This is a genomic window from Gilliamella sp. B14448G11, assembly GCF_016101765.1.
In the GTDB taxonomy this organism is placed as follows: Bacteria; Pseudomonadota; Gammaproteobacteria; order Enterobacterales; family Orbaceae; genus Gilliamella; species Gilliamella apicola_N.
The window spans coordinates 105,053-123,096 of the sequence record NZ_JACFPX010000007.1 but is presented as its reverse complement, the minus strand read 5'-3'; the positions used below and the strand labels follow the sequence as shown (position 1 = coordinate 123,096).

Genomic DNA, 18,044 nt, shown 5'->3' with positions numbered 1-18,044 from the left:
CAACATTAAATTATCAGTCACCGATTGAATACAAAAGAAATCGATGACCTTATCTTTTTGGTACTAAAAAGTGTGGACATACCAGATACCCTTATCGAAATAGGACGCACTGATGACCAATTTGGTCGTACTTTAGAGATGATTGAAAAGCTAACTGGATGTGGAGTGTTTATATTTTTCATTTATCTTGGAATACAGCTTTTTCTCGATATTAGACCTTATCATATATATAGTGATGGAGCCTTTTCTTTGGGTGTAATTATTGTTTCTTTGCTTGCATTATTTTTATGTCTAATGCAATTAGCAAAAGTCACTATTTGGCCTACCGACTACCCGGTACGTTTTAACCGTAAAACCGGCAAAGTCTATGTATATGTGGACATACCATTTCAAGGCGTAAAATACGTTGCATGATGTCATAGACATCATCCGTGTTATGTATGTAGAGTTTATTGTTTTTACTGAGCTTAATGTCCATAGGTCATTGTTAGTTAGAGTTATTGGTCAATCTGAAGCTTTAGTAAGGCTACCTGCCTGAACGACATTTATAAAAAGATTTAGGTCATTTAAAGAAATTGATTTTTTCATTTTTGGAATTCTATATTCAAAATACGTTTATTGTACTATAAATGAGATAATAATATTATTTTACCCCAATCATACTATCAACATAAGGATATTAATTATGAATGTATTTATAGCAGGTACTGAAAGTGAGATTGGTAATAAAATGGCTTTTAGATTATTACAAGAAAGAGATCATCTATTTTCGACAATCCTTAATGCATTTTATGGAGATAGAGTTCATGCCTAACAATAGATATTTAGTGTTACTAGCAGTTACTCTTTCCACTTTTTTTTGGGGATCTAATTTTAATGCTGGCGCATCAGTCGTTGCGGATGCATCTCCTTTTGCTGTTGCAACCGAAAGATTTTTTATTGCAACGATAATTATAATGATTTTCATGTTATTAAAAGATCGAAGCAATCTTATGGCACTACAAAAGAACTGGATTGCATTTATAGCCCTAGGTTTATTAGGTATAACCGGCTTTAATTTAGCGTTTTTTATTGGTTTAAAAACTACGTCAGCTATCAATGGGGCATTGATAATGGCTACATCTCCGATAACAACAGCATTGTTGGCGGCAATGATTGATAAACATAAAATTACTCTAATCCAAACTGTCGGTATGCTGATTAGCTTATTTGGCGTGGTTATTGTCGTAAGTAATGGTTCAATAATGAATTTAATTTCGCTTAATTTCAGTTCAGGCGATCTAATTATTATGTTGGGTAATCTCGCATGGGCGACGTACACTGTTGGTTCAAGAAAATATATATCTAACTCGACACCTTTACAAACTACAACTTATACAATGTTATTTGGTACCATAGGGATCTTATTATTTACAGTTTATAACAACAATTTACTTATATCACTCAGTAATATAACAATAAAAAATCATTTAATATTAGTATATATGGCCGTTTGTGGTACGGTACTGGCGTATTTATTTTGGAATTTTGGCATTAAAGAAATCGGGGCAGCCAATACAGCTGTATTTTTCAACTTAGTACCTGTATTTACTATGATGTTAGCATTATTTACTGAATCAGTGCCTAATCTGTTACAAATCTGTGGAGCATTAATTGTCATTTGTGGTGTAATCCTTGTTACAGGTTCATATAAAACCGTTACGAACCACTGATGTATATTGTTTTTTTGGGGGGGAGCATTTTAGTAATGGGGCGGTTTTTACGCCCTCATTTTTTAAATAACCGTTGATTAAAATATACCTTTCATGCCTTCAGGTGTATAACGATCTCCATGTATGCTTATATAATTTTTCAAATCATTAAGTAGCGAGATATCTTCTTCTTCAAGTTTAATAAAGCAAGCATTTACATTTTCTATCAAATATTTTTCTTGCTTTGTTCCTGGAATTGGAACAATGCTATCCCATTGAGCCATCAACCAAGCTAAAGCAATCTGTCCACTAGTACAATTATATTTAATAGTCATTGGTTGTATTGCTTCTAATAGTCTTTTGTTTTGTTCAATATTATCACCCACAAATCTTGGATTAGTTTTTCGAAAATCGCCATCTGAAAAATCTTTTTCAGATTGATATTTTCCTGTCAAAAATCCTCGACCAAGTGGAGAGTAAGGTACCAAACCGATATTTAACTCTTTTAATAATGGTAAAATATTATCTTCAATATCTCTCGTCCAAAGTGAATATTCAGTTTGGACAACATCGACTGAAAATGTTGAATGTGCGCGAATTAACTGGTCAGTAGTAACTTCACAAAGTCCTGTATGTTTAATTTTCCCTTCTTTGACCAAGTTTGCCAATGTTTCCATCGTTTCCTCAATTGGATTTTCAGGGCTAATTCTATGAATATAAAATAGATCTATTTGATCAACGTCTAGGCGTTTTAGTGATGCCTCACAGCAAGATTTTATGTATTCAGGTGAGTTATTTATATTTCGTCCATATCCGACTGTATTGCTTCTATCGATACCACATTTAGTCGCAATGACTAACTTTTCTCGTTGGGCAGAAGTTAATTGTTTTAGAAATGAAGCAATGAGTGATTCATTGTGACCACGACCATACATATCAGCGGTATCAATCAAGGTCACGCCATTATCTATAATTGAGTGCAGCAGTTTTAATGACTGTTGATCATTTGTAGGCCCATAAAATTCACTTAACCCCATAGCGCCATACCCCATGGCGCCGACTTTAATATTTGAACCTAATGTTCGTTCAGGTAATTTATTCATTTAGTTAATTCCAATTTATTATGATATATTAAGAAATTAATTGTCATTAAACATATATACAGTTCCATTATTCCATATTCCTATGTAATAACGATTATTATGATATGTTAATGCAATTGCCCCAAGTAAAGATGCTTACTTCTTTTGTTTTCAAATTAATTTTACTCACATACCCCGAACCGTTATCGATAATGGTAACTATGTCAGGTGAAATAACCGCAACACCAACACCTAATCAATTAAATCTTTCACCTAATTCAATTTTATCTCCATTAGGTTGAATTAATGTAAGGCGACCACTCTATTGTGAAACAATTAAACTATTATCAGGAAGTTGACTAATACCAACTGGTGTAGCTAATCCGCGTTCAATTACCGTTTTCTTATCGTTTTTTAAATCAAGAGAAACGATTTCTCCTGTTGAACGATTGGTTATCAGTAGTTGCCTTAAATTAGAAAATGTGATTCCAGTTGGAGTACGATAGCCATCAGATATTTTTTGAGATTTTCCATTGGCAACTATTTTCAGAATATAATTGTCACTGTATGAAGACACATAGATGTTATCCTCCCCAGCTATCATAATCTCTGCTGGTGATGAAATACCCGAATAAACAGCCTCTCTATCACCATTCGCTTTTATCATAGTGATAGGATTTCCTGATAAATTATTAATATACATAGTTCCAGTGCTATCAAAAGCAATTCCTGTAGGTGCTTTAAATAATGTTGAAACCGCCGTTGATTCAGCCATACTCATCCTGCATATAACGTTAAAAATATAAACGCAATTGTGCTTAAAAGAATTTTTTTCTTAATAAGTATTTTCCTCATAAATGTATCAAAATCCAATTGATGCTCCTCCATCGAGATTGATCGACGCACCATTAATATAATTAGCTTTTTTATTTAATAAAAAAGAGACTGCGTGACCAATATCGTTAACATCAGTAAATCTTTTTAATGGATTCATTTTTTTGAAATTTTCATTTAAGGATTCTGGTGTTGTATCAAAGAATTTAGCCAAGTTAGTAGCTGTTTTTTGCCAAGATTCAGATTCTGTAATCCATGGATTTAAAACATTTAGGCAAATGCCACGTGTACCCAAATATTTTGAAGCAGCTTTTGCAAAACCAGAAAGTGCGGCGTTTACAGTACTATTGATGATGAAATCTGGATTTGGATCATAACAGAATGTACCGTTTATAATGATGATCTTGCCATTAATCTCATGCTCCATCATTAATTTAGCTACATTTTTTGTCATATTAATTGAGCCCCAAAGTTTGCTTTGAAATGACTCATCCCAATCATTTTTCAAAGATGAAAAATAATCAATAGGCTCACCAAAACCTGCAGCATTAACTAGACCATCAATAGGAGTACTTTCCCAAATTGAAAGTAATTTTGAGGCTACTTGGACTTCATTTCTGATATCTATTGTGTAAGTAATAATGTTTTTATTATTTGTTTCCAACTCTAATTCCTGCTGGGTAGCAAATAATTTATGAGGATTCCTTCCAATTAGAATAACTCTATAATTATCATTTAAAAGAACCTTCGCAATACCTTTTCCTATTGAACCTGAACCACCTGTGATCATAATTGTTTGCATTTTAACTTCCTTTTATTTTTTTATTAATTGAATACCCAACAAAGCGAAAACTGCATTAATTAAGCTTAAAATTATGCAGGTTAAAATTACTCCATTCCAATTAAAGTTTTCATAAAGAATACCTAACATATATGTACCAACACTACCTCCAGCTAGACAAGATAATAAGTATAAAGAAGATATAGCTCCTTTAGAATTAATTGGTACAATCTGATTAAGCATAGAAATTACAATTGGCTGAATACCAAAAACAAAAAGAAACAAACAAAAAATACCGAATGCTATGCAGAATAGTTCTGAACTGTATCCAATCATGACAACTGAAATGGTTACACATAATAAGCATATGATTAACAGTTTTTCTTTACTCATGAATTGAGATAATTTACCAGTAATCATTGCTCCAATCACTGCGCTCATTCCTGCAAAATTTAACCATCCCAAAACAGTAGATGAAAGATTAAATGGTTCACCTTTTAAATAAAATGTTAAAAAAGAGGATAATCCTAGATAAACAAAAAAGAGTAAAAAACCGACTAATAAAAAAATAATAACCGTTTTATTGAGTAGTAATTTAGCTGCAGAGAGATAAGTGTTAATAATATTAATACTAGATGTAATATTGTTTGCTTTTTTTATTCCGGATGGAATAAAAAAGCAAGCACAAATAATTAAACACGCATAAATAATGAAGGCAAATTGCCAAGACTGGTGATCTGTCATCATGGCTACAACGCTTCTACTAAAAATAATACCTATAATAGAAGCAGATATCATAATTCCCATTGCTTGAGGCAATTTTTCATTAGGTGTGTTTTTAGCCGTATAAGCAAATAATGCTGCGGGGACTGATGCAGCAAAAAAACCAATCAATGACATAATGAACAAATATATATTGAATGATTGGATTATCCCAGATATACACAGACAAAAAACTGTTCCGATACAACCAAAAAGAACTAATAATCTTGTTGAGACTCTATCTGATAATGGACCATAAATAAAAAATGAAATTGCATAGAAAAAACAAGATAGGCTAAAAACATTTCGTGCTTCAAGAATATCTATATTGAAGCTTTTTGAAATTTCCTGAAAAATGAGCTGGCTGATATAAACCGAACCAACTAAAAGAACAATTAGTACAGCAGAAACCATAACACTTGTTTTTGATTTTGTCTGTTTTTGCTCTTTTGTTGGCATTATCGCTGATTCCATAATGTAAATTCCTCTTTACTCTCGAGTAATACTCATCGCAACACCTTCACCACCACCGACACATAGTGCTGCAATACCAGTATTAAGTTTACGAGATATTAATTGATGGATAAGTGAAACCAATATGCGACAACCAGAGGCACCAATTGGATGACCTAATGCAATCGCTCCGCCATTAACATTTACTTTGCCTTCTGGCAAATTTAATATTTTTTGTACAGCTATGGTTTGTGATGCAAAAGCTTCATTACATTCGAATAGATCAATTTCATCAATTGACAGAGATGCTTTTTTTAAACAAGCTTGAATCGCACTAATAGGACCTAATCCCATAAAAGCTGGGTTGATACCTGTATTGGCAAATGCAGAAATAGAAACCAATGGAATTAATCCTAAAGATAAAGCTTTTTCTCTACTGCATACAATCACTGCAGCAGCTCCATCGTTTATGGATGATGCGTTTCCAGCTGTAACTACTCCATTTTTTTTAAAAACAGGTTGTAGCGTCGATAACTTATTTAAAGAAGTTTCTCTTGGGCCTTCATCTTTATCAATAATTAATTCACCTTTCTTGGTGGTTAATTTTATTGGTATTATTTCGTTTAAAAAAGAATTATTTTGTATGGCCTTAAGCGCCTTATTTTGAGAAGATAGTGCATAATTATCTTGCTCTTCACGAGAAATATTATATTCTTCAGCAACATTTTCGGCTGTTATACCCATATGATATTGATTGAAAGCATCAGTTAATCCATCATGTATAAGTGTGTCAACTAATTCTAAATTACCTAAACGTTTACCTTGTCGCCCTCCCTTAAGAATATGTCCAGCCATTGACATGCTTTCTTGCCCGCCAGCAATAATCATGTGGGCATCTCCATTTTTAATCGCTTGCACAGCTAAGTTGATAGCTACAAGTCCTGAACCACAAACCTTATTAACAGTTAATCCAGTTACTTTTTCTGGTAAACCAGCTTTAATAGCAGTCTGTCTAGCTGGATTTTGTCCGCATCCAGCAGTTAAAACCTGTCCCATAATAACTTGATCTACTTCATTGACTGGGATATTTGACTCTTCTAACATATTTTTAATTAACATAGCACCCAATTCGGTAGCTGGTATATTAGCAAATCCACCGAGAAACGCTCCAATAGCAGTTCTTTTTGCTGCAACAATAACAACATCTTTCATATTCATTCTTTCTCCAACATAGTCATAAGTATTTTTATTTATTATTTCATTAAAAAGATTATAAAATTATCCAGTTATGGCGTTTAGCGTGATCCAGCATGATAGGATTATTACCAACATATACAGGATTACCTACACAAGACAACATATCTAGATCTGAAATATCGTCGCCATAACTGTAACTGGTGTTTAGATTAATTTTTTCCTTGGAAGCAAATTCTTTCATTGCCTCAGCCTTTCCAGCACCAATAGTCTGTATTCCACTAATTTCACCGGTCAAGACACCTTTTTCGTCAACAACAGGATGAACACAAAGAATGTCTTTAATTTTGAAATGTTCAGCAATAGGCTGCAAAAGGGGTAGCATCGAACCTGAGACAAAAATTATTCTTTCTCCTTTTTCTTGATGTTGACATAAACATCTGTTTGTCTTCTCTATAAATACATCTTTTGCAAGAACATTGTTACTAAACCAATTTTTACCGATTGCGACTAGTTCATCCATGTATATACCTGATAAGAATTGGTAATACATCGAATTTAGCTTTTCTCTAGGTACATTACTGGCCCTAGCTTGTTTAAAAGCTTCATCAAATTTAATTTTCAAACTGTTTAACTTTTTCTTTTCACAGAAATATTCAAAAAAATCAAACATACTCTTGATTGTTATTAGTGTGTCATCAACATCAAAAAAGGCTGCGGGTAATTTTATTGAATCACTTTTTATTTGCTTCATGATGATTATCCTTAATTTCCTTCAGTCTACTTTTATTTGCGAAATCAGGATCAGTGCCTACGACACCTGCATCAGACCATCGTGACGGTGAAATTTCCTGAATGCTAATAGAAATTTTATCGAGTGGGCAACCTAATGTGTTATGTACGACACTAGTTATTCCTTCTAATAGTTTTTTGGCTTTTTCATCACTATTTATTGGCCAAGTTAAAATGTGTAAATGTGGCATTTATTTCTCCTGTAGTGGTTTCGTTAGTAAAGAATTTAATAAATCATTTTGACTTAATTTGAGTTGTGCGTGTACATCTCCCCCTAAACCAAAATACCCAATTGCACCACCATATGACTGTTGAGAACTCATGAATAAAACAATAATGTTAATGATTCGATTGCTGTTTTCATCATGTTTCGGAAATGGATTATCTAAAATAGCAAAATAGTTACCATTTCCTTTTTCATCTGTTATAAAAACGTTGGGTATCCCTAATGGACCAGGTCGAGTTAACTCATTTGGATCAAGATCTTTTTCTCTTAAACTCATCACGGTGTAAAGACTATTTGGAACTAAATTTTTAAAACTAAAATCAAATCTGGCCGAGAAACCATCAGTATTAATTTCAACACTGCCTTCTGCTTTAAGCCAATCGCTTAGTACAATCTTTGGTAATTTTCTACGCCCATCACTTTCTCGATAGTCATAAATGTAACCCTTATTTAATGGGAGGCTTGGACGATGTATCTGTGCAGCATTGGCACATTGCTCAGGTGCAAATACCATCGGGTAATTATTTAAAGGAAGTGGTAATGGCAATGTAAATAATTCTATTTCTGATAGTTTTTCTTCACTAATGTCATTCAACTCTTCCTTAACTGAATAAGCGGATATTTCTCCAAATTTAGGGACAGTGCTATTCTTTGAGACAATAGCCATTCCCCATGAAATGGCTTTGTCCTCCCTAATAATGTTTCCAACAACAACAAAGTCACCATTTTTATCCACGATCTCTGATGGTGGATATAAAGGTCCTTGCGTTGTTGGTGTTAATTGAAACTTAGACATTGATATTTCCTTCCCTATGCAACATTGTTGAGAGAATCTGTCAAGTATGAGTTCAGTGCTTCATTTGCTAACACTGCTTCTTTTTTTGAAAGATCATTAACAGGATATACTGCGAAATCAGTATTCATAGTGGCACAAACTTTGTTAGCCTGATTTATAGTTATTTTCGCTTTTACTTTGGTTCGATAATTATTCTTATCAATGTTGATAAGCTCAAAATAAATTTGTGCAGGTAAAGGAAATAAAAAGTTTTCAAACTGAATATTCATTCCGTTAATGACAAAATATTTATCTTGGTTATTGTCATCATTAAGGTAAAATTCTTCTGTTATTGCAATAAAAGTTTGTCTAAAAGCTTCTGTTATAATCATGCCTTGAACGTGTCTACCTGTCTGATGATCCCCCATCAGCATATTTCTTTCGTCAAGAATGAATGGTAATTCAAATAGAGTATCATTTAGTTGTTTAGCTTGACCAATCAAAACATTATGAATATTGATTTGATGAGTATACTTATTTGGTAAAACTTCACATCCATAAAATGAAATGAGTGAAGACATATCTAAATGTTCAGAATTCTCGATATCTTTAACAAAACGACTGACCTCATCTCTTTTACATCCCTGTCCTGGAACTAAATAATTTTTCTTAGTGAATATTTTTGCTGGTATTTGAGTCAACATGGAAAGCTGGGTTTGAGTGATTGTCCCATTTAATTTTGCAAACTCACCGAATTTATCACCAACAACTACTAATTTTTTCACAACATTTCTCCTTATAACATCTTTATAATAATTTATTTTAACTTCTTATAACTTCTTATAACTTCTTATAATTTATAATTAAAATATATATTACATCCCTAATTTTTTGTAGATTTTAGTGTAAAGACCTTCATTACCTCCAGTGATATAACTATCTCCAGCTTGAGTAACAATGTTTTTATAATTATCATCGGTAAATGGTTTAAGATAAGTTTCAACTGAGCCGTTAAAACATGAAATAAACATTACACCTGGAATCTGGCTAATAAGTGAATGGTAGGCGTCAAATGATTCAATTGTGGTTGAATTATTACGAACTACCTCAAAAATTGTTTCATTTCGCCATTTCAGATAACGCTGATATGCAGTAGGTAAGACTTCAACATGGCGAAGTTGAACATATTTAGTTTGTGGAACTGCCGTACTTGAACTAATAGGGCTTTCGACATAAGTAAGTAGTTCTCGTTTAATATCTCCACAGAGATAATTAGCGTAATCGGTGAAGGCTGAAGCTAAATTGTTTTCATATTTAGCCAGTTCATTTAGTGAACTTAAACTAATGAATTCAATTAACTCGCCTTCATCTTGAGAAATATAGAAACTACTTACTTCAGGAAGAGCCTTTGAATTTTTCTCGGCTAGATCCTGAATCTCCTTCTCTTTTCCTTCCATTACTGGATAATGATTTACTAATAAGTATTGTGATGTCATAACTTTCTCCTTTAATTGTTAGTTATTTATGTAATAGTTGAAAACTGTAAACAAAAAAATAGGAATACAGAAATACTTATTTTGCGATATGAAATTAATATCAAAGGTAAAACAGTTTTTAATAAATTTAATAATTATCAAAAAAATAAATAAATTTTGTTAAGTTTGTTTATAATGTATTTATGGTATGATGATAAAAAAAATGAAATTTCAAAAATGACACAATAAATTGATGACTAAAAAATTTTTATTATCATAATTAAAGACGATAATTTTGTTAAAGCATCCAACAGACTATTAATACGATCCTCAGCAATAAGCAGAAATTTAACTCAATTTAAAAAAATAATTGGTGGATGCTTAAGGGATAGAATTATCAAACAGATCTTCCTAATAATGTTAAGAAAATATGATAGGTTAACTAATTTAGTTGAAGAGTTTTCTAACTAATTAAGATTTAGAGGATTATCATCATAAATTATCACTAATCATAAAAGTAACTTTATAAATAAGTTAAAATCATCAGAGTGTTGGTAAATATATTTTTTCGTTTATTAAAGAATACCTAGAATAAAAATAGATTTAATGGGAACAAATCGAATAGTTGACTTATCTATTAGAATATTGATATAGCTATTTGTGTTGGAAATCTAATTGAAAGTGATTGGGTAGCAAAAAAATTGCTGGTGTCAAAAAATATATTATGTCCATCTGAAGAATTCTTCAAAAAATCGGATGCAATTCTAACTTTATCGATATTGAATAAAAATTTAATCAATGCAAATGATAATATAAATTGAATATCAACGAATATAAGTACGTTACAACCTAATGAAGTTTATGTAAATCCATATTTGATTATCGATGATACAGATCTTATTATTGAAATTGCTGACAATGGGAGGCGATGTGCTTCGTTCCATCAAAGTTTATTGAAGAAAGCATATCTAGTAATGAATTGAAGCAAGTTTTATCAGACAGGGTAGGTAGTTTCAGCCCCATATTTACAATTTTAAGGTAAAAATTATATACCGAATTGGGTTATAGTATTTAAAGAGTATATTGAAGGTTATATTGAAGCAAATTTTTAGGAGTTTTATATATCGTGAACATTTATAGCAAAGGATTGCCTACAATTAAACAGTTACAGTATTTTGTGGCTGTTTGTGAGGCGAAAAGTTTTAGAGGAGCGGCTGAAAAGTTGGGAGTAAGCCAGCCACCACTTTCAATTCAAATTAGAGATTTAGAAGAAAAATTGGAACAAACTTTATTTTTACGAAATTCACATAAAGTTGTTTTAACAAAAGAAGGAGAAGATTTTAAAATAAAAGCTACATTTTTATTAAATGAACTTTGCTCAACCGTTAGATCAATTAAATCAAGCAATATTGAGAAGGTTATTTTCGGTACAACTAAAACCCTTTGTTTTGACTTCATTCCATATTTTGATATGTTTTTCTCTAATTTTTGTGATGAAATAGAAATTTATAAACATAATTATACATCCAAAGAACTTCTATTTGAACTAAAAAAAGAAAACATCGATTTTGCCTTAGTTTCTGATTACCAAACGGGAGAGCAAATTGAAAACAATTTATTAGTATACAAAGAACCGATGATATTAGTTTTACCTAACAGCCATAAATGTAGTGAACAAGAAAAAGTCGATCTTAATGATGTAACTGATTTACCTCTCTTCTGGTTTAAACCATATTTAAATCCTATATTTCATAAGCAATGTGAGCTAGTGTTTAAAACACTAAATTTACCTCTTATTCGTCGTCCGGAGCTTCCGGATAATCTATCAATGCTACTTGAGGTATCGTTAGGTAAAGCTATGATGCTTTTACCTCAATCAATGACTCAAGCAAAAGTTGATGGCGTGGTATATAAAAAATTAATTAATAGTCAAAGTATGAAATTAAGCATTAATATATATCTTGTTTGGCAGAAGAATTTGAAGAAAAATGCTATAAATCAAGCGATTATTGATTATTTTGAAAATGAGTGATTAAAAGAATTATCTGAAAATTATTCGATATTCTTTTTAAGTACTATTAAAAGCATTTATCTTACAACCATCTTATTATTTACTATTTGGGTGGAGGAATTCGATTTATCTAAATTGTATTTAAAAACTTGATTTTTTTACTTAAAATACTAATAAACAACTTACCAACAAATAGTTTATGTCTCATAAAATAACTGATTGAGGATTATTAAAAAGATTGTCAGAATGCCACTCGTGGCATAGTTGTCTATAAGACTCTTTAAGAACTACTAAAAACTAGTCCAAATGGTTAGCAACGCCATAAATCAAAAATAATTAATATGATACATTCAAATTTTTATAAAATTCAAGTGCGTTTATCACGCCGATAACACTTTCTATAATCTTCTAAAATCAATTTTTCATGCTACACCAACGTCTTTTATGGGCTTTTGTCTTATCGTAGAACCACAGCACACAGTCTTTGTGCTCGCAGTGTTTTACTAAACTAAAATCTTCTTGCGCAATTAGCTTTGCTGTAGCCTCAGCCAAAGGAGCTAAAACCTGTTCTGGATTATGTTTGGCATAATGATGAGTGACGATAAGCGATTGGTTAGCATCATATTCTAAATTTAACCATCGGCTAGCTTTGTGCAAAAATACATTTAATGGTTCAATATCTAAACTATACCTTTCTTTTTTTTGTTGTATAAGTACTCTCTATCGATATCGTTTTATCTCGTTGTTTAAGGGGGATACCGAAAGAAAATCAACGAGAGTACATAAATGATTAAAAAGAAAAAATATAATTTAGAGATTAAAGCATTATATGTTTTTTTGTAAAAATTATTCAGGAGTCTATACCGTTTCAATGTTAATTCTAAATCCATTTTATTATTAAAACTGAAATGTTTTATATATGAAGACAGTTTATTTAGATTATAAAGAATTGTTTTTACTTTTAAGAAGATTAATCGAAACAAAGTTCGTTGATGATTCTAATTTTAAGAGATTTTTTATCTAACTTAACTAACTTTTTTACATTTAAATAAAAAGCCGCGTGATAGTTAGGTATCAGTTGATTTGATTCATTTTTATAAAGTTAAATACTTTCTTAGAATAAAGCAGGTTATCAAAAAACTCTGTTATTATTGAAGAGGTGGATTTTTTCTAGGCCTCTTTCTCTTATGTGACAATGTTTTACTATTTATAATTTAAATTGTAGGTAAAACTATTAATAATCATAGAGTAAGTAGTTTAATTTTAGAAATCCTATTTTTTCCATTTTAGTAATAAATATTTTATAATACAAATAAATCATTGATTAGAGAGTAATTCACTCATGAATATCAAACAACTTAAATACTTTCAGATACTCGCTAAAAATCAACACTACACTTATACTTCAGAATATTTTTCCATTAGTCAACCAAGTCTTAGTCATGCGATTGCAGAATTAGAGAAAGAGGTTGGTATCAAGTTATTTCAAAAGAAAGGACGTAATGTAGAACTAACTAAAGAAGGCGAACAGTATCTCATCTACGTTAATCAAGCATTACAATCACTAAATGAAGGTGAACAATTTATTAAAGAATTAACTAGCATATCGCATGGGCATATTCGATTAGCTTTTGTTTATTCATTAAGTATGGGATATATACCAAAAATTATAAAAGCATTTACTAGCTTACCTGAATATAAAAATATTTCATTTTCTTTTTATGAAGATTTGAGTGCAAATATTGTTCAAGAACTTAAAAGCAAACGTTATGATATCGGGCTATGTTCTTATTTGCATGATGACCCAGAAATAGAATTTACGCGTTTAGCTAAACAAGAAATTGTATTTATTATTTCTAATGAGCACCCATTATCTAAGCGAAAAAAGCTGGACTTAAAAGATATAGCGAATGAACCGGTAATTTTATATACCGAACGTAGTGGAATGAAAGGTTATTTGGATAATATCATTAGTGAATCAGGTGTCAAATTAACTAATGTTGTTAGTCGGGTTGAAAGTGAAAATGCAATGATTGGTTTAGTATCTATCAATTATGGTATTGGTATGATGATTAATGTATCTGTTCCTGAAGATGCTAATGTTTCATTAATACCGATGAATAAAAATCGCCAAAAACGAGACATCTATGTGGCGACGGTTAAAAATAGACCCCTAATGCCTGTCGCTCAAAAATTTTATCGATTTTTAACCCAATACTGTGGAGATAGTTTTTTTAATAATTAATTTTGTGCTACTATTCATTTAATTATTTAATAAATGTTGTTCTTTACATAGATAATTTAAATATATTTGTTAAATAAAAAACTTAAAACAACATATTTTGTTTTAAAAAAATTGATTAATTTTTATAGCTAGAATAATTTGATGAGAAAAAAATGACATCTTTAATTAAAAAAATTAGCTTAAGCAATAGTGTATCCATCGAACAGTTAGGTTTCGGTACTTTTAAAATTGTTGAACAACAGGAAGCTAATAACGCTGTCATGACAGCCTTAAATAATGGTTATCGTTCATTTGATACTGCCCAGCTTTATAATAACGAAAAAATACTGGGTGAAGCTTTTGTTAATTCAGGTGTTGCAAGGCAAGAACTATTTCTAACGACTAAAGTAAGTAATCTTAATCAAGGTTATGAGCAGACGTTAAAATCTTTCGAACAATCCTTAAAAGATTTACAAACGGATTATCTAGATCTTTTCCTAGTCCATTGGCCATTGAAAAATCATTTCTTTGATACTTGGAAAGCCATTGAACAACTATATGAAACTAAAATGGTTCGCGCAATTGGCGTTTGTAACTTTCATCAATCCCATTTTGAATTGTTGAAAACTCGTGCAAATATTAAACCTATGATTAATCAAATTGAGATTCACCCTTATTTAGTACAAAAAGAATTAATAGAATATTTAAACAAAGAACAAATTGCGATTGAAGCTTGGAGTCCTTTGGCTCGTGGTCGTGTTGTTGATGAACCATTATTGATAAATATCGGTCAAAAATATCAAAAATCATCTTCACAAGTAACGTTACGTTGGCATGTTCAAAAAGATCTTATTGTCATTCCTAAATCGGTTAACCCTCTGCGTATAGCTGAAAATATGCAAATTTTTGATTTTGAATTAACTGACACCGAAATGCAGCAAATTGATAGTTTAAATGAAGACTTTAGAACAGGTCCAAATCCTGCTGATGTTTATCAGAAAAATGGTTTTTAAAATTTTAGATGTGTAATCTATAACACATTATTTTTTAGAATAACATTAATAGTGATATTCTATTTAATAATAATAGATTACATATTGTTTTCTCTCTTATTGCTAAAAAATCCTATTCTATAAATCAATTCTCATAACTAAATTACCCCCTTAATTTAATTAATTTCTTTTTTTGGATATTGAAAGCTAAGATTATTTCTTATTTCAAATGTATCGCAAACAATTCTTCATAAAATAATTTTATCTGTAAAAAAATATTTACATACATCTTTTATTTAATGCTTTGATATATTGGGAATTTATAAAATAATGTAACTTTGTGTAAATATTTGTTGCATTTATGTATATTAAGAATAACATATAAGTGTATTATGTTATTGAAGTGAGATTATAAAAATGAATAAAACAATCTTTCTCGTTGGAGCTCGAGCGTCAGGAAAAACAACAATGGGGCGCTTACTTGCTGAAAAGTTAAATTACTCATTTGTTGATACAGATGTTTACCTATATGAAAGTACCCAAAGGACCGTTGCTGAAATAGTTGAAAAAGAGGGTTGGGAAGGTTTTAGAAAGCAAGAAAGCCAAGTTTTAAAAGACGTCACACAGCCGTGTCGAGTTATTGCAACAGGTGGTGGAATGATTTTAGCTGACCAAAATCGTCTACATATGCAAAAAATGGGTATTGTATTCTTCTTATCTGCTCCTGCAAAGATTCTTGCGGAACGATTAATGAAAGATCCTAATATGGCACAACGTCCTTCATTAACAGGATTATCAATTGTTGATGAGATGGAAAAAATACTTGAAGAACGTCATCATCTCTATATGGATTCTGCAAGTCATGTTATAAATGTAGATTGTCAGGAGATGCAAATATTAGGACAGTTTCTAGAAGTACTCAATATTGATTAATGAATTTGTACTTTTTTACATTATTAAGTTTTTATCATCATTCAAAATGATGATCCTCCATTTATTCTAATCTAACATAATTATATAAATAACTTATTCTTTATTAACTACAATTAATTAATAATACTATTAGTTAGGTTATTTTTCTTTTATTCCGGCACTTTTACCGCTAATATTAAATCAGTTAGTTTTGTAATGTTTTAAATTTATAATGGAATATTAACTGATGAACAATAATATTAACAGCCCTTATTCGATAGCAGGATCTATCTATGCTAATTACATTATTGAAAGTATCGCTTTAATAGTAATTATGCAATTTTCTGAAGAAATATCGGCTCAACTTAACACTGACCTAGTTGGTGTCGGGTTTGTGGCTTCTGGAATAGGATTTGGCAAAATATTGTTAATGTTTGCCGGTGGCATATTATCCGATAGGTTTGGTCGCAAACCATTTATTTTAATGGGAATGTTTTGTTATATTATCTTTTTTAGTGGGATTCTTTTTTGTCATAATGCAACTGTTGCCTTTTATTTAGCAATGTTTATTGGTGCAGGAAACTCTTTTTTAGATACGGGTTCAATGCCAGCATTGACCGAATGCTTTCCTAGATCAGCAGGTACCGCGAGCGTTTTAATTAAAGCATTTATCTCAATGGGAACCCTAGTTTTACCCTTTATTGTTACTATATTTCATACTTATCATTTGTGGTATGGTTATGCTTTCCTATTCTTTATTGCTTGTATCATTCTTAATTTGATACTACTCGCGCCAAGAAAATTTCCTTCTAAAAATACGGTTATTTGTGGTAATGAAGGTCATAATGACTATTTTATTGGTAAACCTAATATTTTCTTTGAAGGTATTTTATTAATCATTATGGGCTTTACCACTACAGCAACTTTCGTGATCATTTTACAATGGTTACCGGCAATTGCAGAAAAGGGGATAGGGATGGATCAAATGGCAGCCAAACAGTTAATCAGTTATTACAGCACGGCTTCAATAATTTCCGTTTTTACAACAGCCTATATTGTTAAAAAATTCATAAAACCTATTTTTTGTATAATTATATTGCCTTTACTTTCAGTGTTAACTTTATTAATTTTTCTTTTTAATCTGAATCCAACTATGAGTTTAATTGCGGCAATTGGAATGGGATTAACTGCCGCAGGTGGTGTATTACAACTTACCTTAGTTGTTATGCAACAGCTATTTCCTGATCGTAAAGGCTTTGCAGTCGGAACAATGTATACTTTAAGTGGCTTATCATTTATTGTCATCCCATTAATAGTACCGAAATTAGCTATGACAAATGTTAGCTATGCAATTCTAGTCGATCTTGTCGTTGCACTATCAAGTGTAATATTAGGCACAATTGTTTATTCACGTTTCAAGAAAGTCATTGATATGAAGAAAATTTGATAACTATCCACATGGGAATTAAAAAAAGCGTCTTATTGTAATAAGATGCTTTAACATTCATAATCAATTCATTGCGAAATAATTAATATAATCGTTACTTACTTTTTAATTATTATAAATAATGCTTTTTTAGGTAGCTATCTAGTATCGACAATAATACTAAGGATACTTTCTAATCGTATCCATCCCGATTTCAGGGCTATTGATAGCTCACATGCCAAAATAGGTTCCTATTTTTTATGTCAATCTTATTAGATAATTTATGGAATATTCATACTTTTCTTGAATTAACACTCGATTTAAAAAAAAGCTTATGGCTCTTGGTATAATTTCTTAGAGCAACGATTACATCACAGTTAAAGACATAAAAGATACTTTCTTCTCAATTGTACA

General features: G+C 31.0%; 20 protein-coding genes. 9 read left to right on the top strand and 11 right to left on the bottom strand.

What is annotated here, in order from left to right:
• The first annotated feature begins 72 nt into the window (after positions 1-72).
• The 3 genes from H3S88_RS07030 to H3S88_RS07025 all read left to right on the top strand — a co-directional run bounded on the left by H3S88_RS07030 (position 73) and on the right by H3S88_RS07025 (position 1,712).
• On the top strand, positions 73-414 hold the full coding sequence (locus tag H3S88_RS07030; RefSeq protein WP_198228464.1) for a DUF6708 domain-containing protein: 342 nt from the start codon (positions 73-75) through the stop codon (positions 412-414).
• A 271-nt stretch (positions 415-685) separates the two neighbouring features.
• A complete protein-coding gene (locus tag H3S88_RS13350) occupies positions 686-814 on the top strand; it encodes a hypothetical protein (RefSeq protein WP_255519203.1) in 129 nt (42 codons plus the stop codon).
• Positions 807-1,712, top strand: coding sequence for a DMT family transporter (locus tag H3S88_RS07025; protein WP_198228462.1), 906 nt, complete (start codon positions 807-809; stop codon positions 1,710-1,712). The genes H3S88_RS13350 and H3S88_RS07025 overlap by 8 nt, the downstream gene beginning before the upstream one ends.
• Positions 1,713-1,789: 77 nt before the next feature.
• On the opposite strand, the gene H3S88_RS07020 is transcribed toward H3S88_RS07025, so the two are convergent.
• The gene (locus H3S88_RS07020) at positions 1,790-2,794 is read right to left on the bottom strand and encodes an aldo/keto reductase (protein ID WP_198228460.1); all 1,005 of its coding nucleotides are present in this window, start codon (positions 2,792-2,794) and stop codon (positions 1,790-1,792) included.
• Positions 2,795-2,904: 110 nt separating this feature from the next.
• On the opposite strand from H3S88_RS07020, the gene H3S88_RS07015 reads away from it, so the two are divergent.
• Entirely contained in the window at positions 2,905-3,075 is a 171-nt protein-coding gene (locus H3S88_RS07015; RefSeq protein ID WP_198228458.1) for a hypothetical protein, read from the top strand.
• 20 nt (positions 3,076-3,095) lie between these two features.
• On the opposite strand, the gene H3S88_RS07010 is transcribed toward H3S88_RS07015, so the two are convergent.
• From H3S88_RS07010 to H3S88_RS06970, 9 genes are all read right to left on the bottom strand, one after another.
• Entirely contained in the window at positions 3,096-3,548 is a 453-nt protein-coding gene (locus tag H3S88_RS07010; RefSeq protein WP_198228457.1) for a hypothetical protein, read from the bottom strand.
• 87 nt (positions 3,549-3,635) lie between these two features.
• Complete coding sequence (locus H3S88_RS07005) at positions 3,636-4,409, bottom strand: SDR family oxidoreductase (RefSeq protein ID WP_198228456.1); 774 nt, start codon at positions 4,407-4,409, stop codon at positions 3,636-3,638.
• 12 nt (positions 4,410-4,421) lie between these two features.
• Entirely contained in the window at positions 4,422-5,624 is a 1,203-nt protein-coding gene (locus tag H3S88_RS07000; protein ID WP_198228455.1) for an MFS transporter, read from the bottom strand.
• 15 nt (positions 5,625-5,639) lie between these two features.
• Positions 5,640-6,815, bottom strand: a complete 1,176-nt coding sequence (locus H3S88_RS06995) for an acetyl-CoA C-acetyltransferase (protein ID WP_198228472.1) — start codon at positions 6,813-6,815, stop codon at positions 5,640-5,642.
• 58 nt (positions 6,816-6,873) lie between these two features.
• Complete coding sequence (locus H3S88_RS06990) at positions 6,874-7,551, bottom strand: HAD family phosphatase (RefSeq protein WP_198228454.1); 678 nt, start codon at positions 7,549-7,551, stop codon at positions 6,874-6,876.
• Entirely contained in the window at positions 7,532-7,780 is a 249-nt protein-coding gene (locus H3S88_RS06985; RefSeq protein ID WP_198228453.1) for a tautomerase family protein, read from the bottom strand. Before H3S88_RS06985 ends, H3S88_RS06990 begins: the two co-directional genes overlap by 20 nt.
• On the bottom strand, positions 7,781-8,611 hold the full coding sequence (locus H3S88_RS06980) for a hypothetical protein (RefSeq protein WP_198228452.1): 831 nt from the start codon (positions 8,609-8,611) through the stop codon (positions 7,781-7,783).
• A gap of 14 nt (positions 8,612-8,625) precedes the next feature.
• Complete coding sequence (locus H3S88_RS06975; RefSeq protein ID WP_198228451.1) at positions 8,626-9,375, bottom strand: AfsA-related hotdog domain-containing protein; 750 nt, start codon at positions 9,373-9,375, stop codon at positions 8,626-8,628.
• Positions 9,376-9,465: 90 nt separating this feature from the next.
• Complete coding sequence (locus H3S88_RS06970) at positions 9,466-10,086, bottom strand: hypothetical protein (RefSeq protein WP_198228450.1); 621 nt, start codon at positions 10,084-10,086, stop codon at positions 9,466-9,468.
• A gap of 1,105 nt (positions 10,087-11,191) precedes the next feature.
• On the opposite strand from H3S88_RS06970, the gene H3S88_RS06965 reads away from it, so the two are divergent.
• The gene (locus tag H3S88_RS06965) at positions 11,192-12,097 is read left to right on the top strand and encodes a LysR family transcriptional regulator (RefSeq protein ID WP_198228448.1); all 906 of its coding nucleotides are present in this window, start codon (positions 11,192-11,194) and stop codon (positions 12,095-12,097) included.
• Between the two features lie 393 nt (positions 12,098-12,490).
• On the opposite strand, the gene H3S88_RS06960 is transcribed toward H3S88_RS06965, so the two are convergent.
• Positions 12,491-12,733 (bottom strand): CGNR zinc finger domain-containing protein, encoded by a 243-nt coding sequence (locus H3S88_RS06960; RefSeq protein ID WP_198228446.1) that lies wholly within the window; start codon positions 12,731-12,733, stop codon positions 12,491-12,493.
• 685 nt (positions 12,734-13,418) lie between these two features.
• Between H3S88_RS06960 and H3S88_RS06955 the strand changes: the two genes are divergently transcribed.
• From H3S88_RS06955 to H3S88_RS06940, 4 genes are all read left to right on the top strand, one after another.
• A complete protein-coding gene (locus H3S88_RS06955; protein WP_086327572.1) occupies positions 13,419-14,321 on the top strand; it encodes a LysR family transcriptional regulator in 903 nt (300 codons plus the stop codon).
• Positions 14,322-14,473: 152 nt separating this feature from the next.
• On the top strand, positions 14,474-15,313 hold the full coding sequence (locus H3S88_RS06950) for an aldo/keto reductase (protein WP_198228444.1): 840 nt from the start codon (positions 14,474-14,476) through the stop codon (positions 15,311-15,313).
• Positions 15,314-15,709: 396 nt separating this feature from the next.
• A complete protein-coding gene (gene aroL / locus H3S88_RS06945; RefSeq protein WP_086327678.1) occupies positions 15,710-16,225 on the top strand; it encodes a shikimate kinase AroL in 516 nt (171 codons plus the stop codon).
• Between the two features lie 226 nt (positions 16,226-16,451).
• Positions 16,452-17,651 (top strand): MFS transporter, encoded by a 1,200-nt coding sequence (locus H3S88_RS06940; RefSeq protein WP_039129514.1) that lies wholly within the window; start codon positions 16,452-16,454, stop codon positions 17,649-17,651.
• Positions 17,652-18,044 lie beyond the last annotated feature (393 nt).

Excerpts from the sequence above, each read along its gene's own strand:
- H3S88_RS07020 (WP_198228460.1), bottom strand. The coding sequence starts at position 2,794 with ATGAATAAATTACCTGAACGAACATTAGGTTCAAATATTAAAGTCGGC.
- H3S88_RS07025 (WP_198228462.1), top strand. The coding sequence starts at position 807 with ATGCCTAACAATAGATATTTAGTGTTACTAGCAGTTACTCTTTCCACT.
- H3S88_RS07005 (WP_198228456.1), bottom strand. The coding sequence starts at position 4,409 with ATGCAAACAATTATGATCACAGGTGGTTCAGGTTCAATAGGAAAAGGT.
- H3S88_RS07000 (WP_198228455.1), bottom strand. The coding sequence starts at position 5,624 with ATGGAATCAGCGATAATGCCAACAAAAGAGCAAAAACAGACAAAATCA.
- H3S88_RS06985 (WP_198228453.1), bottom strand. The coding sequence starts at position 7,780 with ATGCCACATTTACACATTTTAACTTGGCCAATAAATAGTGATGAAAAA.
- H3S88_RS07010 (WP_198228457.1), bottom strand. The coding sequence starts at position 3,548 with ATGGCTGAATCAACGGCGGTTTCAACATTATTTAAAGCACCTACAGGA.
- H3S88_RS07015 (WP_198228458.1), top strand. The coding sequence starts at position 2,905 with ATGCAATTGCCCCAAGTAAAGATGCTTACTTCTTTTGTTTTCAAATTA.
- H3S88_RS13350 (WP_255519203.1), top strand. The coding sequence starts at position 686 with ATGAATGTATTTATAGCAGGTACTGAAAGTGAGATTGGTAATAAAATG.
- H3S88_RS06995 (WP_198228472.1), bottom strand. The coding sequence starts at position 6,815 with ATGAAAGATGTTGTTATTGTTGCAGCAAAAAGAACTGCTATTGGAGCG.
- H3S88_RS06990 (WP_198228454.1), bottom strand. The coding sequence starts at position 7,551 with ATGAAGCAAATAAAAAGTGATTCAATAAAATTACCCGCAGCCTTTTTT.
- H3S88_RS06970 (WP_198228450.1), bottom strand. The coding sequence starts at position 10,086 with ATGACATCACAATACTTATTAGTAAATCATTATCCAGTAATGGAAGGA.
- H3S88_RS06950 (WP_198228444.1), top strand. The coding sequence starts at position 14,474 with ATGACATCTTTAATTAAAAAAATTAGCTTAAGCAATAGTGTATCCATC.
- H3S88_RS06955 (WP_086327572.1), top strand. The coding sequence starts at position 13,419 with ATGAATATCAAACAACTTAAATACTTTCAGATACTCGCTAAAAATCAA.
- H3S88_RS06980 (WP_198228452.1), bottom strand. The coding sequence starts at position 8,611 with ATGTCTAAGTTTCAATTAACACCAACAACGCAAGGACCTTTATATCCA.
- aroL (WP_086327678.1), top strand. The coding sequence starts at position 15,710 with ATGAATAAAACAATCTTTCTCGTTGGAGCTCGAGCGTCAGGAAAAACA.
- H3S88_RS06940 (WP_039129514.1), top strand. The coding sequence starts at position 16,452 with ATGAACAATAATATTAACAGCCCTTATTCGATAGCAGGATCTATCTAT.